The following is a 24,063-nucleotide window of genomic DNA, read 5'->3' on the forward strand; positions in this document are numbered from 1 at the left end:
GAGAGATAAATGATGAAAAAGAACATGAAGAAATCCGTAGCAACGATGATGGTACTGGGAATGACGTTAACTGGTGCAACGGGAGTATTTGCAGGTACACAACTGGAGAAAATCTCCGCCTATCTTAACCACGAAATCAGCTTCAACGTCGATGGTGCGGCATACTCACCGACAGATGGCAATGGTAACAAACTAGCTCCAATCACATATAACAATTCCACGTATCTGCCTGTACGCGCACTGGCTGATGCACTCCATGTACCCGTATCCTATGACAGCCAAAAAGGACAAGTGATTATCGGTCAAGCGACTAACAATCCAACAGCTCTGACCAATGTAACGTATACTTCAGCGCAAAAAGAAGCGATCCAGAAAGCTTTTGCGCAATTTGACGGTTTCGAGACGGCTTATGCACCGCAACAAATGACTACAGGCGACACATTCAAAAGCGTAGGTGCTGGTGACGATGGTGTCAGCTTTATATTCAATCATATGAAAGTGGATATCTCACCAAGAGATTATTCAGACGGCTATCCGAGCAAAAACGTGAAACTGTCCAATGGGGTTACTGCCAAATGGTACACTCCAGACAAAACTGGTATGCTGACCTTCCAGCTGGATGATCGTTACGTTACCATTAGCTCACCAGACCACAAGTTAACGCAAGCGCAGTTGCAACAAGTTGCGGTCTCTGTTCAGAAGGCTAACAGCAACAATGATCAAGGCATCACGGCCTTCGCAGATGTAAATTACACCAAGCAACAACTGGATAACATCCGCAAGGCATTTGCGAAGTTCGACGGATTCAAAACCGCGTATGCGCCGCAGCATATGGTTGCCGGAGATACATTCAAAAGTGTAGGCGCTGGTGGTGATGGTGTAAACTTTGTATTCAATCGCATGAATGTAACGGTATCACCCAAAGACTATTCATTCAGCTATGATGGCAAAACGGTAAAATTACCAAATGGCTTATCTGCGAAATGGTATACTCCTGATCAAACCGATTTGCTGACCTTCCAACTGGATGATCGTTATGTAACGGTAAGCTCACCGAACAACCAATTAACTCACGCTCAACTGGAGCAAATGGCAGTCTCTGTGCAGAAGTTGAAATAAGTTCAGTTAACAACATCGCGACTATAGTACATCTAATAAATAACTTTCTATTTTTGCACCGCGTGCAGCTTTCAGCACGCGGTGCTTCTTCATACCCAGCTGATCAGTCACAACACAACGCACATCGGTCTTTTCCTTCCTATATAGGCAGACTCGATGTGTGTTTTGTCCTATCTAGAATGCTTTCTTCACTTCTGAAAACAAGGGCTTTTGTCCGGCTTCATTTCACAAGGAATTGGTTTATAATGGAATATGCTGTTTCTTAGCACGAGATCAACAGAATAACGAACAGGGAGATTCATATGATCATTATTTCAATATTAGTATTATTACTGTGCTTCTTTTTCACCATCACAGCATGGCGCATTCACAAAAAATCAACTAACAGTCCCAAATGGTATATTATTGCTGCATCCATTACAGGAGTCATTTGGTTGTTAACGGTGGATATTTTATTCCCAAATTCAGGTCGTGAGAGCGTTAGTTATAAGGATATTCAAAATACGGGTGGAAAATATAAAGCATTGGCCGAGGCTAAAGAATACATGAAACAAGCGACTGTCGAAGGAGTGATCGCCCCCGGGGATATAGAACGAATGGCTGCACGTATTACCGAATACGCCAATAACAAATATGAACCTGAAAATAAAGACATTCTACTCACACTCGCTGAGAGCATAGCTGCTGACGACTATGAACAAGTTAAGCAACTGTATCAGGAATTAGACGGCAAACCGATTCTTGAACAGTATCTTGCCAGATCAGTTCATTTTGAAGCTAAGGGTAATCAAATAACGGATCCTTTTCCACTGAATTATGGTATGGTCGCCATAGATGCCACTCATGCAGGCAATGGCTCATTCCAGGTTAATTTGACCAATGAAAATGGCGAGTCTGCACGAATATTTGATAAAACTGGGGAATACAGTGGAAAATCCTTCGCTCACATTCCAACAAACGCGCAGTTTACGTTGGATGTCATTTCAGATGGCGCCTGGACGTTGCACACAACGCAGAAAATTCCAGAGGATACCCTTCGCGCTCCTGCCAAGACAAAGGGCAAAGGAGATAATGTGGTATTTGTGTATATCAAAAGCGGTACAACCACATTTACCTTCAAACATAAAGGAGATAGCCACTTTACTGCTTATATTAACAAAACCGTTGGCCTCGATTCCAATACAAAACTGATCGATGAGACAGGTACATACTCAGGATCGACGAGCTTGAATATTACAACCGATGGCGTATATGCAATTGCGGTACAAGCCGATGGCGCATGGTCTGTGGATATTCGATAACAGGCCATCCTTTTCGAAAAAATGAATCATAGAAAGCCATACCCCCAGGGACGTATGATGTCCTTAACGGGTATGGCTTCTGTTTTAGGTGCTTTTGTAACCACGCATATTCCGTCCTGGTACAAGATCCTAGCCAGTCTAGGAATAGGCAACCCCCGTTAAACGGATTACTCTCCTGTAGTGCATACAATCCATCACATCTTCCCAGTCCAGGTCACTCGCATTGGTATCACGATAAAATACAGCAGCAGCGGGGAGAAAGCCGACTAATGGCCCCATACCACCACAGATCATGGAACCACCGTCTCCACCTTTGGGCTGCATCTCTCCATCGTCATCTAGTGTAAGTTCATACGTATAGGGATCACCGACAAATTGTACCCCAAAAAAGTTGGGCAGCTCTAGATCATAGGGGCGATCAGCCTCATCTACCAAGGCAGGGGGAGGTTCAGTGGAATCGCCCATCAGCTTGTCCGCTTCCTGTAAGTCACCAAAGTGCTTTAATTTCAAGGTGTAATCAAAGCTGTCGCCCCAAGGAAATAACGTACGGCATCCGCCTCCATACAGATACTCCCACTCGTCCTCGGTAAGCACACCAAATCCCGCTTCCGCTGTTTCCTCCAAAAGATCTTCCAGGGTTAAATCCTCATTGAACCATAAGAACTGGATTTCTCCACCGCGTCGAACCAAGCGAAACTGTTGATATTGTTCATATTCGTTTAGCTTACCCTGCTTGAACTCCTCCAACGCTGCTGCAAAATCAGGATCGCCCTGCTTCCTCGCCTCTTCTTCTGTCACTTCGATCCAGCCAAGGGAATGGGTACGGCACTCTACCAGCATCGGGGCAATCTCTACTTCCCTTACAGGCGACATCTGATCGCTGAGAAACAAGTCCACATCCTCTACGCCATACTCACTCACCGTTTCAAGCATGTCGGCAGACGTTTTTTCGTTCATCCCCTCCTGCCAGCCGTCCCAACCAAGCATTACCCGATCTCCTGGCACAAATACAAACTGTTGCCCACCACAGACGAATACACCGGTCTCCGTGCGCTGACCATAGCGTTCAAATGTCTGCAGACCTTCATATCTCATCTGCTCTGGTAGCTGACGAGCAATTGTGTGCATCCACTCCTCTTTCTCTAGAGCAGATAAACCTTCCCACACGCTTCGCTGTAACGATTCCATTCCTCATCCCCCTTGGTTGGTAAGCTTAACCGTTTATTTCCCCGCAGCTTGCAACAGTTCAAGCAGCAACTCTTTGCGTCTTCCATCTGCCTTACGAGCCAGCGTGGCTAATTTCTCCACCTTGCCCCAGATTGGATACAGCACATGCTCAACCTCGAAAGGCTGTAGGCCATTCATCTGCTGTGCAAGCAGAGCCAGCTTGTCCTCACTTTCCAGCTCAGGCAGAATTTTCAGCTTTAGACTATCCGTAGCACGGCGCAGACAATCAACTAATATAGGTGCAGATTGGGTAGTTACACCATATTTCTCGGCAAACGCAGTGATGAACTTATCCTGCACTAGCTGATGCTCATCATCCACATGATTCATGTAGTACGCTACCAATGGAAAATACTGCTCATCCGTGAGTCCCAACCCAAATGCTGCATAACTGCCCGTCATGCAGTTCTTCTCCCCTTCTGTATCTGCATAAAATTCGAATTGTTCGATGGCTACACGAGCATATTGCTCAAGAAGCGGATGTAGTTCTGCATATTGCAGCGCATTAGCGAAGAAGCGATGTGTATCGGACTTGGCCAGTCCTTTGATCGGTAAATATTGCTTATCACTAGATTTCAATTTGATTTTATAATGTTTCGGGAATCCCCGTTTCAGTAAGTGAATAATAAAGGTAAGAGCTTGTTCATAGGCAGATGCTTCTTCCTGGCGTATTTGGATAGTGATGAGCGAGTATACATCGTTTGCCTTGCACTCAACCTGTTTATTCTTCACAACGATTTCTTCCTTGGCAAAGGTTCCACTACCTTCATCCATCATACGTACTGCTCGTTTACTGCCCAATTGCACGGCAAGCTCCATGAAGTTGAGACCTCTAGGTTTACTGTAGCTCGGTTCATAGCGAAGGATCATAACCGCTCCGTACAATAACAGATCAATCGGTTGCGCGAACTGTTCTTGGTTCTCATTTCCATCCAGATGCCGGGTCTCCTGCTGCTCTAGTACTGCACCTGGCTTGAGCGTATACTCATTCGCACGGTAGGTAGAAGTTTGAATATCATAATACTGGGGCAAAAATTGATCCTCAGCCCAATCGGTTAGAGCATGGATTATATTCCTACGATGCTCCGCGAGTGCCTCCGGACGGCTTTTATTCAACTCCTGAATTCGATTAAAGATCGCTATCGTTCGCGCTACATCCAATGTAGGAAACAGGTTCACGTCAAGAAGATGACGTGTCAAGAAAAACGATTCTAGTGGCTTCGTGGGATAAGTACCATTCTCCACCTTCTCGTCTACATAGGAATGAACACGTTCAAGTAACTGCTGCCTCTTCTCTTCATGGACATAATCCAGCAATGTTAGATGTAGCTTACCTTCGGTTGTTGGGAATTTTGCTCGAAAGGTAAAATGGTAATCAATCATTGGAGTATGTGCCCATTGCTCCAACTTACCTTTAACCACCTCCACAAGCTGCGGTTGAATCACCGTTCGTACCTCTTCCGGTGTGAGGAAGACTGCATTTTTCGATGTAAAACTATCATCCAAATCCAGATCGGCACTATCTACCGTTGTTCGCCCAGGTCTGTAATCTAGCAAAATATCATTGAAAATCCCCATCTGCAACGTGGTTCGTTGCACAATACTGTCCAGATCTGTGCGTTTCGCCTGTTCATCAAACCATATATGAATCTCTGCAACCATCTCTTCAATGGCTTCACTAATTGTTATAGTCACTTGTTCTCCTGCCTTTCGCTATCTGTTATGTAATCTTCTCTTACAGCATCTACTTCCTCTTATACAATCAGATTGGCCCTTAGACCATCCTTGGTATCTGCGTGTTAACATACGTCTATCACCTACTATTTTACTCTCATAAGACTGACCGAAACAATGAGACTTACGTACGGTTGTTCTGGAATACACTCCGCTTGTTCTGGTTATTTCTGTCCTCTCTGATCTCGTATTGATATAGTTCTTCTTATATATTGAAACAATAATGATATCGCTTACATTTATTTTCATGAATAGGTATGCTTTCTCTTTCCACCGGTATGCTCTCCCCTTATGGGACTGGGAAGGGATGACGTTTGATGCTTCTTTCCTATTCAAATTACAGCTTCAGGGATTAAACTTGTCCCATGGCAGCGTTCGAACCAGCCAGATTCAGATTAGACCTAAATGGGCGAACTGCACATCCTGCTCGTCTGTTTGTTCTTACAACGTTTCTCATGATGAGGAAGCGTGCTCGATGTTTTTTTCATACGGGTTGCCTGGTTATATTCATTAATCAGTTCATCCAAGACCATGGATTGGCGAATCACTTCGGGATGCCATAGATCCGGGTACTGATTTGCAATCTGGTAGAGTCGCTGTCTCGCCTTTTCAATACATTCCTGAATGGTTTCCGGATTCTGCACCATACTCCCGCCCCCTATTGTCCTTCAGTATTTATCATCCAAAAAAGACCATCTATTATAATATTCGGAATACGGATCGTTTTGGATTACCCCAAAATCAAATTTTTGTATTATTTTTCTGATTAAGGGTGAAATACGTATGATAGGTGTGCACGTGTATATGGATTATAAACTAAAAAAAGATAGGCTCTTATGCCTATCCGTTTTTGCATATGCATCCTCTGCTTATCTCAACCCAATATCCGCAAAACGATTACCAATCGTTTCAGGAAAGGCATTTTTAATAGCATCTATAGCCTGTTGCTCTCTATGCCCTGCCCTTTGAATCTGCTCAATCACCTTTTGTACACTTTGCGGTTCTCTTGCATCCCACGCGGAGTAGTCATTGATCACCTCTACGATGTTGGAATAATGCTCTGCGAGTAAGGCGTATTCGCTTATAACCCGATCCATATGTATGGACAGATGCTCCAGTGCTGCCACATACGAGGCGATATCCTGTCTAGATTTTGCATAATAGCGCAGGACAATCGCCGCCTCAACCGTGTCATACGTTCCTGACTGTAGCGCTGCAGCAATGGTCGTATAGGCTTCTGCTCCGCAGGCATAATCTTGGGGCGGCAACATGTAGTCATGAGTTTCCCATTTGTAGACGGCCTGGATTAACGATTCCTTGCAGACTTCCCATACATCCACCGATTGATGAGACTCGAGTACTTGATAATACCAGTAAGGGGATTCATTTTTTCCAAAAGAATGATAAGGTAGGGGCTGCAGCTCCTGTCCCTCACAATCACAAAGATAGATCAGTTGCTCGGTATCATCATACCCAGCAGCAATGACAAATTGATTATGCCACAGAATCGCTCCCACGCCCCGGTTAATACTTGCCTTGATATCATGCAACGCCTGCTTCTGATACATTGGAAAGGTGGGTTCAAATGAAAACCCTGCCGCCTGGCTCGCCGTTACACCAATGAAGTCAGCCGCTACAAAATTCTCTGCCATCCAATTGTATGCCGAGATCGATTCTGCGGTTAGACGCCGATCAACCACCAATCGAAAACCACTGACTGTCATTCCCGCAATCATGTCCTGAGTGAAATCACCCCATCGTTGATGCTTCAGAATCCGATACAATACATCCGAATACGAGCTGTTGACCCGCCGTCGTCTCTGATCATCTGATATATGCTGATTCGGTACAGGCGCTATCAAGTCGCTTAACATGAATTTTGATTTCATCACTCCCACTTCCCTCCTATCTGGCTGAATGTGCTCCCCATCTTGGTACTGTAGAGCGTTTACGGTCAGGGTATCGGAAGGAGATCATTCGAAAATAATCCATGGCTTGCGCCTCCAGCGCCTTCGCCTTCAACAATACGTGTGCCAGCTTCTCGGTTGTGTCTTGGCGTAGAATCCGTCTGCCTTCTTGCTGAACGATGCATGTTTGCATCTCGTGGTTCAATACTCCAATCTGTTCATAACATGTGTGCGCCTGATTCAGTTCGTCCCATAACCCTCGTACATCGTGTAAATATTTCTGAATCTCAGTTCGGGACTGACAATAGGCATCCAAAATATAAGCTGCTCCTGATGCATCGTAATCTGTACGTTGCAGCGCCTGCACCCACACCTCATAAGCCAGCTTGCCAGAAGCAATATTACGATCAGGCAACAGACGATAAGGAGTATCCCAATCCTCGATCGCCAGTCGTAAGGATTCCAACACCATCTCCTGTTCTGCCATGTGGACTTGGTCTCCGAATATCTGACAATACCAGAAGCCCGTGAAGTTCAGCCCAAAATTGTCATACAATAGTATCTGGGATTCCTCACTCCATCCATCCTGCACATAGAAAATTCGGTCATCGTCATCATAACCGTGAATGACACCGAATTCAGGAATCCAGTAAATTACGCCTCTACCCTCATCTAGACTACGTTTCACCCAATTCACAGCATCCTGTTGGTAATAACTGAATGTAGAGTGTCGTGTACGTCCACCATCCCAGATGGTGAAGATACCCAGATTATCAATGCCGGGTCGATGCGCTTCTCCCCACTGTCCGTAGGCTGTAACTGACATGGGAAGTAACTGCTGATGCACTGCTAGTTTAAAAGCCATGCCTGTGTATCCAGCGAGCATATATTTGGAGCCATGAAACTGACCCGTATGGGTCAATATGGCATGCAAGCCATCCACATACGATTTGGATTCCCGTTTCATCTTGAAGTGATCTAACATGACTTCAGCCAAGACAAGACCTCCTTTCTACGCTGTCTATTCCACATTTGCTTCCCGCTGAACCGTTAATCTATCCAATAATTGCTCTGCACGTTGCTGGAGCTTTTTCCTCAGCCAACCTGGCGACAATAGTTCCTCCCACTCGCTACGAAACAAATGCTGGAGGAACGCATCCGTATCATGAAATTCAATACAATAAATCTGATCCTGCCGATCCCGAACCGGATACCCATGCCATAATTCTAAATGTTGTCCTTCCTTCAAACGAATCTCCGCTACAAACGGTTTACGAACGGGCAATGGCTCTTCCCACCCACTGAGCAGAGCATCAGCCTTGTATTCAAATCTCTCCTCCGAGACTGACATATGAATGATGCCTTCCAACCGAATGGTCATTTGCTGTACAGGATCGGTTTCATAACCAATCACATAATCAGCGTTAAACTGTGAGATCAACTTGAGAGGACACAGGGAGAGCTGCCTTTCCCCGCTATGATCCCTATAATGAATGTGCACTCGGCACGAATCAGCAATGGCATGGGTCAACAATTCATGCCATTGCAGTTGTTTCGGTTGTGCTGTAAATACGGGAAGTTTCCTTGGTCCTGTAGGATGTTCCTCCAACGTAAAACGCTCTAGAAGATGCGCGACACGTTTCACCGAATCTGCCTGCTCATAATCGTAATGCCGATAGCGATGTGCCAAATATTTCAACACCTGCTGCTCTTCCTCTGTCATATATAAATGGGGCAGACGGTAAGTCTGATCCTCATAACAATATCCACGATACTTCGCCATGTATAATAAAGGAGCACGTAGGGAGATTGCCATATATTCAATATCCCGCTGCGCTTGTCGACGCGAGATTTCGAATTCTCGTGCGAGCCAGCCACTATTAGGAAAACGCCCACTCCGAATCTGCTCGTCAAACCAGTGAATACGATGCATATTGCTCATCTTCCCACCTCCTTTTCGCTTAAGCTCACTCCTTCTATTATAAGAGCATTCCACTGAATTCCAATCCTGCCTGTTACACCAACAGAGCCTGTTCAATCGAACAGGCTGCGCTGCGTTATACAGTCACCTGATCCACTCTGGACTGTACTGCTTTTGAACATTTCTTGCATACTTTCAACATCGTGCCGTCTGTTTTGGTTTGGGTATACAACAATTTGATACGTGTACTGCCGCATACCGGACATGTTCCGCGTCCTCTGGATGGAAGACTCCACAGCACGCGTCCTCTTTTGGTTTTTGCCAACGTTTGTGAACCTCTTTTCAATAAGTTTTGGTCTGTTCACCGTTATTATAGAGGTCATGGTACGACACAGAATGTCGCAGCAGTTTGCGTAAACGCGGTGCAAGATACCCTTAAGCGAAATCGGAGACACATCCGAATGGAATGCAATAAAAAATGCCCCCTCTTCAACTTGAAGAAAGGACAGATTCTAGGCGTGGTCGCTATTCGTTTGAGATGCTGCCCGTAATAAAGGCTCTAACAGCCCTGGGAAACGTTCTTCCAGATCTTCCGCTCTCAAGGTGAGGAAATGCTGCGTTCCCTGCACTCTCACTCGAATAACGCCTGCTTCTCGCAATGTTCGAATGTGGTGCGACATGGTCGATTTTACAACAGGCGCATGAAAATGACTGCAAGGCTGTTCTCCACTTCTAGCGGCCTCTGCAACAATACCAAGACGTGTTGGATCACTTAAAGCGTACAACACGGAAGAAAGCCCGATATCCTCCACTTGAGGATGATGCAATATTTTCATAATGTAGTCTCCTTTTTTCAGACTATCCATTGTATTTTAGCACAGATTCATGATATATTTCTAAAGTTCGATACCAATCGAACTTTATTTATTCATTACGTTAATGTACCCATGCGGTTAGGCAGGGGTTAACATCATATCACATTTTGCAAATGTTACACGTAGTTTCTGAAATGTTGCGAAACACAAAATTACAGGAGGTTTTATATGAACAGCACGGTAACTGCACCATCCGGAGAACAAACCTCTGGACTACAAGAAAAGTTAATCGTCAGCTTGCTTGGCTTCACGGTTGTACTCGTCGTGATGAACACGATGATGTTCAATCTCGCCTTGCCCAAAATCGCAGCCGAATTCACGCTCTCATCCGTTGCGTCATCATGGATTGTTACAGGCTACTCTATTGTCTTTGCCATCTCTTCCATTACATTCTCACGTCTATCGGACTTTGTGCCGATTCGCACCTTGTTTACAACCGGGCTTACCTTGCTCGGCGCTGCGTCAGTTCTCGGTTTTTTCAGTAATCACTTTATTGTTTTGCTCGTTGCGCGTTTGATTCAGGCGATGGGTGCGGCATCAATTCCAGGACTAGCTATCGTTCTTATTACTCGATATATCCCAAGTGACCGCCGCGGTAAATCAATGGCTGTTATTATGTCTGCCAGTTCTCTTGGTCTTGGACTTGGGCCGGTTATCGGCGGGAGCATCACGCAATTTCTAGGTTGGCATGATCTATTTATCGTGACTGGATTATCCCTATTCCTGATCCCTGTATTCTTCAAACTGCTCCCAAGTGAGATGCCGAAAAAAGGTTCGTTTGACTTGCTCGGTGCGCTTCTGCTTGCCATTGGTACAACAGGTATTCTGTTATTCCTCACCTCAAGAGAATGGATAACCATTGTCGTGGGTGTTGCGGCGTTATTGCTATTCTGGTTACGAATTCGCCGTGCAGTCGATCCATTCGTACAGCCTGCACTGTTCCGTGACAAAAAATATATGATTCTCAGCTCGTTGGGTATTGTATCGTACATTAATAACTTCTCTACCTTGTTTCTACTGCCACAGATTTTGGCTCATTTATATGCACTGACTCCGGCTCAATCTGGCTTAGTCATCTTCCCTGGTGCAGTTGTATCGATGTTGCTGTCCAATCGGATCGGCCGCATGATTGACCGACATGGTAATACACTCTTGCTGAAATTTGCACCGTGGTTGTTGTTATCAGCGGCTGGCTTGTTCGCCTTATTTGCTCATAACAGCATTTACGCCATCATGGCGGTATATATTTTGCTTAGTGTGGGCTTCTCTGCGCTGACAACCAGCGTATCTAATGAACTGTCTGGCAACCTAACGATGGATCAGGTTGGTGCAGGCATGGGGCTGTTCCAATTAAGCCAGTTCTTCAGCGGCGCCTTCAGTGTAGCTGTTACAGGTGTTGCCTTGACGGCTATGCAACAATGGACACTGTCCTCCGCATATAGCAGTATTTTCTGGGGCATGACAGTTGTTGCACTTGCAGCGGTAATCTTCTCTCAGTTGTACTTACGGATGCAATCACGCAAGAAAACGACAGCCTGATTCTAAAATGTGAACATCTTTTAATACAATTACAGCACACGACATTCTAAGCCAGGGAATTCCATATGGAAATTCACCTGGCTTTTTACAATGTAACGCGAGTACTCGCTCGTAGATATACATAACAAAACGCCATAAGTACATATCATGTACTCATGGCGTTTGTGATTTCTAATCCATATGGAAAACCAAATGAAGATCAGATATTAAACTATTCAAACATATCCAGACGAAGGCGTTTCAGACTAGTATGCTGAATGTACCATTCTCCATCAATCTTCACAAATGTCTCATGGTAATGCCCGAACCCGTGAAATGATGTATTCCCATTGCCTTCAGGGAAAGTCACCCAGTCTTCCATAGGTGAGATAACTTTTGCTTCGTTCTCAGATACAAATTCTACTTCGGCGCTATGTACATGATGCACCGTCACCGCTACATCGACGAGATCCCGGAATACTTGTACGATTGTATCTCGGCCATTCAATACAGGAATAGGATTACCTTCTGTGCTAAAATCGGCTACAGCATCTGGAGCGAAAACTCCACCCAGTGCGTCCCACTGTTTGGTATCAATAAAGCGGCAATAGCGTGCTTTGGTATTTCTAATGCTCTCCAGTGCAAGCAGTCGTTCTAATCCATTGATCGTTGATTGGCTCATGTGTTGTACCTCCAGAGATGTAAGATAAGTTCGTATCATTCGTGCTATGTATGCAATAAAATTCTTATTCATTGTACCATTCGGTTCCTACCAGGCACAACGACAGACTATACGTTTGCATATTACCCATCTGAGGTATATGTTGAAACATCCTTGCCTAGGCCGTGTCTGAAAGCTCGCCCTACAAAAAAAGCCCAAGAGAAACAGCAGATTTATCTGTTTACGCTTAGACCTTTTTGTTAGGACTTCTATTGCGTTGTAATCAACGCTCAACCGCTATGAAGAATTACATACCTGCACCATGCATCATGCCCGTAAACCTGTGATCGAAGATATCAGTCTGTCAGCCTGTGAATCATACGCTCTGATCTAGCGATCTAGAGTAGGCTGGAGTATTAAACGATCATCTTGTCCAGACTTTACTACTCTGTTCGGGAAGAATGCCATGCCTTCATCTCAGCAGCTAGCTCCGACATTTTGCGATTATTCAGATAGTCCTCCATCTGCTCCTCCGCATGCACCATCACCCTTTGAATCAGACAACTGCCGTTATGGTTCTGTGTACATTCAAATAAAGAAGCCTTTCCTTCAATGGCATGAATAATCTCAAGAAAAGAAGGGTCTGGATTCTTTCGACTCAGACGATAGCCTCCATTTGCTCCCGAGGTCGATTCGATCATTCCTGCTTTGACCAGTTTGGTCAAGATTTTGGACAGATAAGTAGGTGATACTTTCTGAAGCTCTGCCAGCTGATGTACGCTAACCAACTGCTCTGGCTCAGTAATTACAAGATGCAGCATCGTATGCAAGGCATAATTCGTAGCTTTGGAATATTTCATGAGGGCACCTCATTATATACGGATTTAATTTATCCATAATAGACCTGATTAGACGCAGTGTCAAACTTCCCATCTTCTCCAGCTTCGCAGGGTTAATTCACTTTAAGTGCGTGTTCAAAAAGTACGGTTTTCAGTTTGAACAACCTCTTTATGACTAACTATGGTACAAGCCACGGTAATCTGTAGGTGTCATGCCTTCTCTTGCCATAAACTGACGGTTAAAATAACTGGCATTCGGATACCCCGCCTCTTCCGCAATCTGTCCAATATTGGCGGTTGGCCGTTCTAATAACCATTGCTTCGCCATCTGTAACCGAGATCGTGTAATGAACTCCATCGGTGTCATCTCTACAGCACTCTTGAACAATTTACAAAAGTAATACGAGCTCACTCCCGCTAGATCAGCCCAATCCTGTAGCAAGAATGGCTGACAAGCCTCCTGCTGCATCTGTGGAAGTAAGGCCAGCACACGGCTTTCGGCGTTGCTTGTACGTGTATTTTTCAGTGGAACAGCATGCTGAACGAACTCCGCCAATACAGCATAGGTGAGCGTGGACAACTGGGCTGGTCGTAGCATCCGATTCTGTTCCGCTTCGGTGAGCAGCGCCAGATGTGCTTCTTCCCACGGAGCCTGCTGACGCAGCGTCCATAACAGATTACGGTGTAGGCCTCGCTCAATCATATAATCATGCAACCGATCTCCATAAAAATGAACCCAACGTACATCCCATGGATCATCCTCGCTACTGTAATATCGTTGCTGTTGTTGCGGAAAATACAGGACAGCCTGTCCCGCTCGAAGCTCATGCACGATACCGTCTGCTTCAACGTATCCTTTACCTGCAGCAACGTAGTGAATGTTGAAGTTATTGAGTGCACCTGTCTCACGCCAAACGTTATGTTGGGGGTGTTCTGTGTAGTGTCCAATCGACTCGGGATAGCAAAAATAGGGGATATTTTGAAGAGTCAGTAGCGTTGTCTGTCTTAACATAAACCGGTTCTCCTTAAGCAACAATTTTGTGTTAACTATAATCAATATATTATCATTTTAATTCATTCATCTATCTCATATAATCACAATATACATTCATACACAGGAGGAATACAACTATGAATTCAGATCGTAAATTGCGTTGGGGCATTCTTGGTAGCGCTAGCATTGCTGTACGCTCCGTTATTCCGGGTCTGCAACAATCCGAGCTAAACGTGGTTACTGCCATTGCTAGTCGGGATGAAGAAAAAGCGAAACAGACTGCCGACCAACTAGGTATAGATCAAGCTTACGGCAGTTATGAAGCATTACTTGCAGATGACTCGATCGATGCAGTATACATCCCCCTCCCGAACCATCTACACCGGGAATGGACAATTCGCGCCGCAGAAGCAGGGAAGCACATTCTGTGCGAGAAACCACTTGCGCTGACTGCGAAGGAAGCCGAGGAAATGGTTCAGGCTTGTGCGGATGCTAAGGTACAGCTTGCCGAAGCACTCATGTATCGCCATCATCCACGTTATGATCAGATGAAGGAGATTATCGCTAGCGGTGAAATTGGTACAGTTCGCGGGATTCATAGTACGTTTTCATTCAACAATTCAAGTTCGGCCGGTAACGTTCGATTCAAACGGGAATGGGGCGGCGGAGCCCTCTATGATATTGGCTGTTATTCTATCAGTGCTGCGCGTCTAATCCTTGGGCAAGAGCCCACTGCAGCAACGGTGATCGGCATGTTCTCTCCTGAACATGATCATGTGGATATGATGGCTTCAGGATTGCTGGAATTCGATGGCCAGGTTGGTGTCACGTTTGACAGCAGCATGTGGGCTGCCTTCCGCAATACGCTGGAGGTGCTCGGATCAGATGGACGAATTGAAGTACCTTCTGCTTATATCAGCAACCCAGATGCAGGCTCTAACTTCTACGTCACTTCGGGTGGAGATCGTAGAGAAGTCGTTGTTCCACAAGTGAATCACTATTCCCTTCAGGGAGATGACATGGCACGCGCTGTACTTCATGGTGAAGCACTGCGCTTCGTGCCTGCCGATGCAGTAGCCAACATGAAGGTACTCGAAGCTTGCCTTCGCTCAGCAGAAGAACGTACACGAATCACACTTTAAGAGGTTGTTCAAAAAGTTCGCTTTGATTACGAAGCATGCCTAACGGCATCACATTAGCAAATATGGGTTTAGCCAAAATACGAACGATATATAAGGACGGTGTGTGAATATGGAATTTATTACGATTGATGGTGCGGGTAAACGCATCTCCCGCTTAATTAAAGGCACGGACTATTTTGTACATGACGCTTATGAAAAAGTTGCTGCCAATATGGATGCGTTTCTGTCCATCGGTGGGAACACCGTGGATACGGCTCATATCTATTGCGGAGGACAAAGTGAAGAAGTGCTTGGACGTTACATGCAGGAACGCGGCAACCGTGATGAGATTGTTATTCTGACCAAGGGTGCTCACCACAATCAAGACGGCCCACGGGTTAACCCTGATGCCATTCGCAGCGACCTTCTGACGAGTCTGGAACGACTCCAGACTCCTCATGTCGAGTTATATGCCTTGCACCGCGATGACCCTAATGTTGCTGTAGGCGTGATTCTTGAAGCGCTGAATGAGCACATTGAAGCTGGCAAAATTGGAGCGATTGGTGCATCCAACTGGACTTGGCAGCGCCTAGAGGAAGCCAATGCCTATGCCGCATCCCATGGCCTGAAAGGTTTTACGTTCAGCAGTCCGAATCTCAGTCTTGCCAAAGCAAATGAGCCCTTCTGGGCAGGCTGTGTATCCGCAGATGCAGAGACGCTAGCTTGGCATGAACGTACACAATTGCCTTTGTTGTCTTGGTCTTCTCAGGCTCGTGGTTTCTTCACAGGTCGCTTCACACCAGAAGTACGGGACAATGCAGATCTGGTTCGTGTGTTCTATAGTGACGGCAACTGGGAACGACTGAACAGAGCTGAGCAGCTGGCTGTAGCCAAAAATACAACGCCTATTCAGATTGCACTTGCGTATGTATTGAATCAATCCTTCCCAACGTGTGCACTTATCGGTGCTCAAAACCAGGCAGAGCTGCTGTCCTGTGACGAGGGATCACGCATCTCCCTAACCACTCAAGAAGTGAATTGGCTAGATCTTGGCAGTGATGCGAAGCCTTCGTCTCTGTAGTTGTGTCATTATAAAGATTATTTATTGAAACAAAAAGGCTCACTCCCAGAAACACGGGAAGTGAGCCTTTTCGAGATATTTCATGACATAAATGATAGATGGGATAAACCATCATGAACGCCTATTTCTTTTTCGGTATAATAACGTGTCTACAGTATTACAGTTTTACGATCTGACCTGTTTTCTCCGATTCAAAGGCAGCCAGGATGACTTGCAAGGAACGCAGACCCTCTTCACCAGAGATGCTTGGAGGTGTGTTCGTAACAATAGATTCTACGAATGCATCAATGACACCACTTGGTACTTGTTTCTCATTGGTAGCCATAGCGCCTACTTTGTAAGTCTCTACCGTACCATTCGTCAATTCAACGATAACCTCGTCACCATCGACTGTACCAATCTTCATCACACCGTTCTCGCACCAAAGTACAGTACTGTTGTCTCCTGCGCGATATTGCGTCCAGCTAGCTACCAAAGTACCGATTGCACCGCTCTTCATGCGAAGCAGGCATGTTGCGTTATCGTCTACCTTCGTACCTTCTTTGTGCAATGTGCTGATGAATCCAGCAACTTCAGATACTTCATCGCTCAGCAAGTAACGGATAAAGTCGGATTTGTGTACGCCCAGGTCGCCCATAGCGCCCATGATCGCTTCTTCTTTACGGAAGAACCAGCTCTCAGCACCATCCACACTCCACGCTTCTGGTCCAGGGTGACCAAAGGAAGTACGGAAATTCAATACTTTACCCAGTCTACCGGAATCCAGAATTTCCTTCGCTTTTACGTGAGGAGGCATCAGACGTTGGTTGTGTCCAACCATAAGGAATACGTTATTTTTCTTAGCAGCTTCGATCATCTGCTCGCCTTCTTCGGTCGATACAGCCATCGGTTTCTCTACCAATACATGCTTACCAGCGTTCGCCGCAGCAATCGCCATCGGAGCATGCAGGTAGTTCGGAGTACATACACTTACCGCGTCAACCGTTTCGTTAGCAAGCAATTCTTCATAGCTGGAGTATGCCTTACCACCGTAAGTTTCAGCCATTTTCTCTGCACGCTCTACGATCGGATCGGCAAAAGCGACAAGCTCAACATTTTCATTATCAGCGTATTCTGGAATATGTCTGCGCTCGGCAATGGCTCCACAGCCGAATACAGCAACTTTAATTTTACTCATGTACAAATGTCTCCTTTAACAAGTAGATTAGTCTGTTATGAATGCTTAATGCTCTGATTAAAATTGGTTCAAGTAATTCTGTTTCAGCCAGTTGTAGCTATTGGCTACGCTTTCAAGAGGTGGATTCTGACATACATCCTGTTCTACAATCAGCCACTCTACACCTGCATTGGTAGCTGCCTCAATCACGGCTGGCAGATCAACCGAACCTTGTCCCAGTTCCAGTGTTTTCATCTGACCCTGTTCGTCTTTGCTGAAATCCTTCAAGTGAAGCAGCGGCAAACGTCCCGCATATTTATTAATATACTCGATTGGATTTTGTCCCGCAAACTGAACCCAACATACATCCATCTCAACCTGTACAGACTCTGGTGTCGTTTGAGTAAACATCGCGTCAAAAGCATTCTCATCGCCAACCTGGCCATGGAACTCAAAATCATGGTTGTGGTAACCAAAGGTCAACCCTTGTTTCGTAACCTCTTCCCCATACCCTTGAAGTTCTGCAAATAGCTTCTTCCAGCCTTCTGCGTCCTCTGGACGATCTTCTGGCATCAAGTACGGGCAGATCATATATTGAGCCCCAATCGTTTTGAGGTAATCGATTTGTTGTTGCAGGTTCTCACGCATTGCATGCAGTGAAACGTGGCTGCTGAATCCTTTCAATCCTAGTTCGTCTAGTAGCGCTTTCATTTCTTCGGCAGGAATATCTCCATATCCAGCAAACTCCACGCCTTCATAACCAAGCTCAGCTACTTTGCGCAAAGTTCCACGGAAATCTGCTGCAGTCTCATCGCGGAGTGTGAACAATTGCAATCCAATATTACGTTTTCCCATGATATCTACACCTCTGCTCTAGAATTTGCTTTCATTGCTCTATCTGGTTTCATCCTACCGCAAAACAGGCTAGAATGAACATATACAATATCGTCAAACCATGAACTATTTGATCATATTTTTCTGACATGTGTTAACATGAATTTCCATGTTAACTCCCAACCGTGACTTTTACGGTATGAACGTGAATGAATCATATTCTGGAGCATCATGCTACACCTACATATAGGAGGACTACATCCAATGGAAACTACAGTACTGATCTGCGACTACTCCTACCATTACAAAGCATTCAATCATAATATGAGGGGCAACTTACAGAGCTTTTTGTTCCGTCTGCAGACCGAAGGCACATGTAAGATCTATATCCAAGATGAGGAATTTACGATGACCAGTGGCGATCTGCTTTTGCTTAAGCCTGGGGATGATTATCGTCTTGTCGTAGAAGAGCCACATAAAGAGGGCCGCTTATCGAGTGGGGATTACTATTTATTTTGCGAGGGAAGCTGGATCGATCATTGGTGGGGGCAAACAGCGCGACCTACCCTCAGCCGCATCGGCTTAGATGATAAATTGGTTAGTCTATGGCGGAACATGCTGCTTGAAAAGCGTCGTGGACCTCTCGAGGAAAACGCAGAGCTGAACGATGCACTCCTTCGTGGCTTATGCCTATACATCGACCGTGCTATCAAAGAGAACATTCAGACCGACCGTGCCGTCTCCTCGGCCCTCAAGCTGAAACGTTTCATCGAGGAACATGCCACCGTAACGTTCAAACTGGAAGAGGCAGCACGATACGCGGGACTAAGCCTATCTCGTGCAGTACGCTTGTTCAAGGAGCACTACGGTCAGACCATGATCCAATATGCAATCGAAATTCGTCTGAACGCTGCGCTGGAGCGTATGAAATACAGTGAAATGACATTGGAACACATTGCGGAATCCTGTGGATTTGCAAGCTATTCCTATTTCCATCGGGTCTTCCGTACACACTTCGGGATGTCACCTGCGGAATATCGGGAATCGCAGTCCCACCCACCTATGGATCTAGAGCACGTTTGAGTTAAGATTAAGAAAGTATTCTTGAACGCACCAAAGAGCCTTACTCCTCTAAGTGGCTTAATCAAATAAGCTAAAGTATAGAAGGTAGGGCTAGGTGTCGTCCTCTCCTACTGTTATAGTGCTCACTCTGACGGTAGAATTAGACATTTTTCCAGTTCAGTTCTTTTCCAACTAAATAGCTACACACTCTTGACTTGCTGAACATGTGTAGGATATCTGAAGCAGAGCGCACCGAACTCGTCATTCCCGATATGGTAGGCCGGATCTTCTTCAAAACCAAACCGTCGATACAACGCTACGGCATTAAGCATACTCGGACTCGTATACAAATAAACAAAATCACGATTGAACGTTTTGGCGGATTCGACGCACCGATCAAGCAATGCCCGCGCAACACCATGTCCCCGCCAGTCTGGATGAACGGCAAGTAAGCGAATAAACGGATAATCAATCGGCGACTCGAAGCCAGCATATGCTTTTTGAGCCGTCTCAAACAACTGGACTGTGCCTACAATGCTCCCATCTATCCGAGCTACCCATAATTGTGTGATAGACGGGTTAAGAAGCGATTCTCTAATTTCCCCAATATACTTATCCCAGCGCTCCTTATCGTTAAACGCATGCTCATATTCGGTATAACTCGTTACAAGCACATCTACGATCTCCGCATAATCTTTCTCTTGCGCCAGCTCCACCGTTATGTTGGTTGTCAATGTTAATCCCCCTCTATAATTTCACAGGATCAATAAGTCATTCATCGTTCAATCGTGATTAAGTTCCAGGTTAAAGAAAGAGTACTCTTTACAATTCCTAGTTATGTACTAAGGATGATATGTTTTTGTCATTGTAGCATGCATTTTTCACAGGTGATCATTAAATGTTTCTATTCTTAGATTGATATATTCTATAGAGATAGACATATCATCTTTATTTTCGCCAAAAGTATGCGGTTCTACAATTGTCCAAGAAATAAACGTATATGATAATTCGACATATTATTCCAAAATGTTCCTTATGTGATATAGTATAAAATACCTATACTAGAGGAGTTGTTGCACGTTGAAATGGACGCTTATTAAATCGTTGCTTATTGCCAGCTTGATTAGCCCACTATTGGTACTAGGCAATTCCGCTGAGGCAAAAGATCTTCCGGAGCCCGAATGGGTGTACAACATTGACAAGGGGGAATGGAGTCTCCCTTGGAATATAATCACTGGGGTCGTTGTGGATTCCCGAGGTAATCAGAGCCTACTTGGTTATAAAATGGTTGGAGGGAAACGTTATTTAGAAAATATAGATCCTTTGTCGGGTAATCTCCGATGGTCTAAGCTTGAGAACTTTGATTTTGTCCCTTCAGAAGACGGGTACATTTTCATGTTCGACAAGAACAACAAAGTCAGTGCCATGAACTTAGCAACCGGTAAGAAAACATGGACGGGTACTCTACCCTTCAACAAAGATGTTGCATATCATTCCTATGAGAGTGACATGTATCCGGGTAAGGACGGAAGCCTGTATGTCGCTTCGCATTCAAAAGATTATAAAGCCACCTTATACCACTATGACTCTAACGGCCGGAGAACCAAAAAATATACATTGCCGTATTCCATCGTGGGTATAGAAGGTGATTATGTATTTGCCAAAACCTATAGTGATGACCCTAATACATACATTTTAAATCTTGCTACAGGAAAAAAAATCGTAACAGCGAAGAACGGAATATCATACATTCCTGTTAATGTACTAAAGGATGGGACAATCGTTACTCAAAACGTTGTCAAAAACGCGGTAACCCTCAAAGCCTATAATGCTAAAGGGCAGTTAAAATGGACAAAAAAACTTCCATATGTAAGCGAACGGACGGAGACCTACACACTCCAAAACCGTCTCCTCTTTATGGATGGTAAAAACAATTCATTAAAACTGTATGCTTCAGATGGTAAACTGTTGGCAAGCAAATCATACAAACCTCTCGCTACAGGGTATAACCGTATCCTGAGAATGATCGAAGTCTCAAGAGATCAGCAGAGTCTGATGTTCACAGTTAAAAAGGGAGGATGGTACGAAATCAACATATTAGATTCAACCAATCTGAATGTAATTAAAGCCTTCTCTGAAACGGAAATGGATTTCTATCAAAATACGAACTACGAGATTCTCAACAACAGAACCCATTTTATTGTAGTGGACCCTAGGGGAAAAGCGATCATGAATTACGACCTGACACGAATAGATTACTAACACGTTATGAATTAGCAATATCGTTAGAAGAGCCGCCATCTCCTCGGAAAATGTATGTACGATACATACTCCGACAGGAGGTGGTGGTTTTTCATTTGCGGAACGTTGGAGTCTTCGAACTCCCCCATGACGCTTCTTCAACAAACCTGTATAGTTAACCATAGTACTCTAACATCAACCTCATATTCATTCTTTTGTACATAGCATAGCCAGCCAATCCTATTTTTACGAACTGGAGCGATAGCAATGGAATCCAAACGCAAAGTTCTCATTATTGAAGATGAACAGGATATTTCACGCATTCTACGAGACTATCTGATCAAGAACAACTACGAAGCTGCGATTGCCAATAACGGTCAAGATGGCTTGCACATCATGGATATGCTGCAGCCAGACTACATCATTCTGGACATTATGCTCCCAGATCTGGACGGCATCGAGGTCTGCCGTGAGATTCGGCGCCGTAACCATATTCCGATATTAATATTGAGCGCGAGGGGCAGCGATACGGATAAGGTGCTGGGGTTAGGCTTTGGCGCTGATGATTACATGACCAAACCTTTCTCGCTCAGTGAGTTACTGGCTCGGATCAACGCACACTTCCGCAGATATGATCGTCTGACAACGGAACGTGCCTCTACCGATCTGTTGAGACTGTCTAACCTCGTCATAGATAAGAAGGGCTACAAGGTAACGATGGATGATCAAGAGGTCTCCCTCTCTGCCAAAGAATTTGAGTTACTTTACTATCTAGCGAGCAACAAAAATCAGGTTTTCTCGAAGACACAGCTTCTGGATGCGATCTGGGGTTACGCTGCTTATGGAGACGAGAATACCGTTACCGTGTATATCCGCAGATTAAGAGAAAAAATTGAAGCTGACCCTTCCGAGCCTCGTCTTCTGAAAACCGTTTGGGGTGTCGGCTACAAGTTCAACCATGAATAAGCCAAAGGGAGGCAATGACATGTCACTGCATATGTGGTCTAAACGTTGGCTGCGTATATCCTTCATTCTGCTAATGATATTGATCACATGCAGTCTATTGCTTTTCGTGAATCTGCTTATGGACAGACAAAATAACAACTCCAATCTATCCATTAATCAGGTGCGGCTTGCAGTTAATCCACTTCTTCTTGAACTTGAACAAAAACAGCAGCAGTTAACGGATCCGACAACTCGGGATCAATTGCGATCTATCGTGCAAGAGAACGGGGTTGAGCTGACCTATGTTGGATTAGATGGCGGCGTGGTCATATCTTCTACCCCTTCCTTGGAGGGCACGCAGCTGAATCTGCAATCTGTACTGCATTATGATCTGAATCAGGCGGCACAGGTTATGGATGATAAGCAGTCGCTCAACATTGCCTTTCCTGTTATCGATGGAACTAATGGAAGTCAGATTGGCAATGCCATTTTTACAGTTCCCCTATCTATGGTTGTTGTTGAGCAGCCGCTCACCTCCGCCTTCTGGGTCATGATCACGTTAGCCGTTGTCTCCCTCGTGTTAGGCACTTGTCTGATCGCGATGAAACGAAAGGTCAATAAGCGGCTGCTCTCTCCGATTAGCCAGTTGAAAGGACACGCCGAGTCCATTCTCAAAGGGAAGTACGATCAGCCTATTCAATACTCCCGAGTAGATGAAATGGGCGAATTATACGCTATGCTTGATCTGATGCGCGCGGAGATCATGCATCTGAATGCAGAGCGTATACGTCAGGAACGAGCACAGAAAGAACTAATCACGAATATATCGCACGATCTCAAAACACCCATTACAACCGTTAAAGCATACATAGAGGCTATTCTGGAAGGTTTATGTACCGATGAACAAACGTTGATGGAGTATATGGAGGTCATGCGAACCCATACAGATAAAACAGCTAGATTGGTTGAGGATCTGCTCGTACACGCTTTGCAGGAGCTAGGTCAGATCTCTGTCGAACCTCGCGAAGTGTACAGCCTTGCCACCTTTCAACATATGTTACAGCCTATTGCACACATGGTTGAGATGAGAGGTCTGAATTACGAAGCACCGCTATCGATCCCTAATGTACTTATGCAGATTGATTCGACGAGAATGGAGCAGGTGCTATCCAACATCGTATTCAATGCCCTTAAACATACCGCTCCTGGAGATACGATTCGGATTGTGACCGAGCTAGATGCTGGACAATTTAAACTGACTATTGCAGATACGGGGCAAGGTATTCGTGCGCAGGATATGCCTTTTATATTCGAACGATATTTTAAGGGCGCAGCTTCTCCTTCTAACTCGTATGTACAGGAGGGAACAGGTCTAGGTCTATCCATTTGCAAAAGTATTGTTGAAGCACATGGAGGTCAGATCACCTTCTCGAGCAAAGAAGGACAAGGTACGATTTTTCAAATTCATCTGCCCATCTGTTAGCTAGCTGACCATGTAATACTTTATTCATAATTAGATAAGACTTC

General features: G+C 45.0%; 23 protein-coding genes. 9 read left to right on the top strand and 14 right to left on the bottom strand.

Annotation, left to right across the window (positions count from 1 at the left end):
- The first annotated feature begins 9 nt into the window (after positions 1 to 9).
- Positions 10 to 1,119: a stalk domain-containing protein gene (locus tag V6W81_RS25140; protein WP_338540729.1), complete on the top strand. Its 1,110-nt coding sequence runs from the start codon at positions 10 to 12 to the stop codon at positions 1,117 to 1,119.
- Positions 1,120 to 1,421: 302 nt separating this feature from the next.
- Positions 1,422 to 2,420: a hypothetical protein gene (locus V6W81_RS25145; protein WP_338540730.1), complete on the top strand. Its 999-nt coding sequence runs from the start codon at positions 1,422 to 1,424 to the stop codon at positions 2,418 to 2,420.
- Between the two features lie 138 nt (positions 2,421 to 2,558).
- Here V6W81_RS25145 and V6W81_RS25150 read toward each other — a convergent pair whose 3' ends face one another.
- The 8 genes from V6W81_RS25150 to V6W81_RS25185 form a co-directional block, all read right to left on the bottom strand.
- On the bottom strand, positions 2,559 to 3,608 hold the full coding sequence (locus V6W81_RS25150; protein ID WP_338540731.1) for a hypothetical protein: 1,050 nt from the start codon (positions 3,606 to 3,608) through the stop codon (positions 2,559 to 2,561).
- A gap of 33 nt (positions 3,609 to 3,641) precedes the next feature.
- Positions 3,642 to 5,309 carry a DUF6138 family protein gene (locus V6W81_RS25155; RefSeq protein ID WP_430701384.1) on the bottom strand — a complete coding sequence of 556 codons (1,668 nt, stop codon included), beginning with the start codon at positions 5,307 to 5,309 and terminating at the stop codon, positions 3,642 to 3,644.
- Positions 5,310 to 5,782: 473 nt separating this feature from the next.
- Positions 5,783 to 6,028: an aspartyl-phosphate phosphatase Spo0E family protein gene (locus V6W81_RS25160; RefSeq protein ID WP_128103629.1), complete on the bottom strand. Its 246-nt coding sequence runs from the start codon at positions 6,026 to 6,028 to the stop codon at positions 5,783 to 5,785.
- Between the two features lie 222 nt (positions 6,029 to 6,250).
- Complete coding sequence (locus V6W81_RS25165; RefSeq protein WP_338540733.1) at positions 6,251 to 7,273, bottom strand: hypothetical protein; 1,023 nt, start codon at positions 7,271 to 7,273, stop codon at positions 6,251 to 6,253.
- Positions 7,274 to 7,286: 13 nt separating this feature from the next.
- Positions 7,287 to 8,285: a hypothetical protein gene (locus tag V6W81_RS25170; RefSeq protein ID WP_338540734.1), complete on the bottom strand. Its 999-nt coding sequence runs from the start codon at positions 8,283 to 8,285 to the stop codon at positions 7,287 to 7,289.
- A gap of 24 nt (positions 8,286 to 8,309) precedes the next feature.
- Positions 8,310 to 9,230, bottom strand: a complete 921-nt coding sequence (locus tag V6W81_RS25175; RefSeq protein WP_338540735.1) for a helix-turn-helix transcriptional regulator — start codon at positions 9,228 to 9,230, stop codon at positions 8,310 to 8,312.
- 115 nt (positions 9,231 to 9,345) lie between these two features.
- Complete coding sequence (locus V6W81_RS25180; RefSeq protein ID WP_145053540.1) at positions 9,346 to 9,534, bottom strand: hypothetical protein; 189 nt, start codon at positions 9,532 to 9,534, stop codon at positions 9,346 to 9,348.
- Positions 9,535 to 9,721: 187 nt separating this feature from the next.
- Positions 9,722 to 10,045 (bottom strand): ArsR/SmtB family transcription factor, encoded by a 324-nt coding sequence (locus V6W81_RS25185; protein ID WP_145053538.1) that lies wholly within the window; start codon positions 10,043 to 10,045, stop codon positions 9,722 to 9,724.
- Between the two features lie 207 nt (positions 10,046 to 10,252).
- On the opposite strand from V6W81_RS25185, the gene V6W81_RS25190 reads away from it, so the two are divergent.
- Entirely contained in the window at positions 10,253 to 11,623 is a 1,371-nt protein-coding gene (locus V6W81_RS25190; RefSeq protein WP_338540736.1) for an MFS transporter, read from the top strand.
- A 211-nt stretch (positions 11,624 to 11,834) separates the two neighbouring features.
- On the opposite strand, the gene V6W81_RS25195 is transcribed toward V6W81_RS25190, so the two are convergent.
- From V6W81_RS25195 to V6W81_RS25205, 3 genes are all read right to left on the bottom strand, one after another.
- The gene (locus V6W81_RS25195) at positions 11,835 to 12,284 is read right to left on the bottom strand and encodes a nuclear transport factor 2 family protein (RefSeq protein ID WP_338540737.1); all 450 of its coding nucleotides are present in this window, start codon (positions 12,282 to 12,284) and stop codon (positions 11,835 to 11,837) included.
- A gap of 422 nt (positions 12,285 to 12,706) precedes the next feature.
- Positions 12,707 to 13,123 (bottom strand): Rrf2 family transcriptional regulator, encoded by a 417-nt coding sequence (locus V6W81_RS25200; protein WP_338540738.1) that lies wholly within the window; start codon positions 13,121 to 13,123, stop codon positions 12,707 to 12,709.
- Positions 13,124 to 13,277: 154 nt separating this feature from the next.
- Positions 13,278 to 14,114: an AraC family transcriptional regulator gene (locus V6W81_RS25205; RefSeq protein WP_338540739.1), complete on the bottom strand. Its 837-nt coding sequence runs from the start codon at positions 14,112 to 14,114 to the stop codon at positions 13,278 to 13,280.
- 119 nt (positions 14,115 to 14,233) lie between these two features.
- Between V6W81_RS25205 and V6W81_RS25210 the strand changes: the two genes are divergently transcribed.
- Positions 14,234 to 15,238, top strand: a complete 1,005-nt coding sequence (locus V6W81_RS25210) for a Gfo/Idh/MocA family protein (protein ID WP_338540740.1) — start codon at positions 14,234 to 14,236, stop codon at positions 15,236 to 15,238.
- A 109-nt stretch (positions 15,239 to 15,347) separates the two neighbouring features.
- The gene (locus tag V6W81_RS25215) at positions 15,348 to 16,298 is read left to right on the top strand and encodes an aldo/keto reductase (RefSeq protein ID WP_338540741.1); all 951 of its coding nucleotides are present in this window, start codon (positions 15,348 to 15,350) and stop codon (positions 16,296 to 16,298) included.
- 157 nt (positions 16,299 to 16,455) lie between these two features.
- Here the strand turns inward: V6W81_RS25215 and V6W81_RS25220 are convergent, their stop codons facing one another.
- Positions 16,456 to 17,475 carry a Gfo/Idh/MocA family protein gene (locus tag V6W81_RS25220; RefSeq protein ID WP_145053526.1) on the bottom strand — a complete coding sequence of 340 codons (1,020 nt, stop codon included), beginning with the start codon at positions 17,473 to 17,475 and terminating at the stop codon, positions 16,456 to 16,458.
- Positions 17,476 to 17,532: 57 nt separating this feature from the next.
- Complete coding sequence (locus V6W81_RS25225; RefSeq protein ID WP_338540742.1) at positions 17,533 to 18,309, bottom strand: sugar phosphate isomerase/epimerase family protein; 777 nt, start codon at positions 18,307 to 18,309, stop codon at positions 17,533 to 17,535.
- Between the two features lie 243 nt (positions 18,310 to 18,552).
- Here V6W81_RS25225 and V6W81_RS25230 point away from each other — a divergent pair, with 243 nt between their 5' ends.
- Positions 18,553 to 19,371: a helix-turn-helix transcriptional regulator gene (locus V6W81_RS25230; RefSeq protein WP_056693093.1), complete on the top strand. Its 819-nt coding sequence runs from the start codon at positions 18,553 to 18,555 to the stop codon at positions 19,369 to 19,371.
- A 179-nt stretch (positions 19,372 to 19,550) separates the two neighbouring features.
- Here V6W81_RS25230 and V6W81_RS25235 read toward each other — a convergent pair whose 3' ends face one another.
- Entirely contained in the window at positions 19,551 to 20,084 is a 534-nt protein-coding gene (locus V6W81_RS25235) for a GNAT family N-acetyltransferase (RefSeq protein WP_338540743.1), read from the bottom strand.
- A 346-nt stretch (positions 20,085 to 20,430) separates the two neighbouring features.
- Here V6W81_RS25235 and V6W81_RS25240 point away from each other — a divergent pair, with 346 nt between their 5' ends.
- From V6W81_RS25240 to V6W81_RS25250, 3 genes are all read left to right on the top strand, one after another.
- Complete coding sequence (locus tag V6W81_RS25240) at positions 20,431 to 21,612, top strand: hypothetical protein (protein WP_338540744.1); 1,182 nt, start codon at positions 20,431 to 20,433, stop codon at positions 21,610 to 21,612.
- Between the two features lie 246 nt (positions 21,613 to 21,858).
- A complete protein-coding gene (locus V6W81_RS25245; RefSeq protein ID WP_338540745.1) occupies positions 21,859 to 22,557 on the top strand; it encodes a response regulator transcription factor in 699 nt (232 codons plus the stop codon).
- 19 nt (positions 22,558 to 22,576) lie between these two features.
- On the top strand, positions 22,577 to 24,019 hold the full coding sequence (locus V6W81_RS25250) for a sensor histidine kinase (protein WP_338540746.1): 1,443 nt from the start codon (positions 22,577 to 22,579) through the stop codon (positions 24,017 to 24,019).
- The last annotated feature ends 44 nt before the right edge of the window (positions 24,020 to 24,063 follow it).

Source organism: Paenibacillus tundrae (assembly GCF_036884255.1).
In the GTDB taxonomy this organism is placed as follows: Bacteria; Bacillota; Bacilli; order Paenibacillales; family Paenibacillaceae; genus Paenibacillus.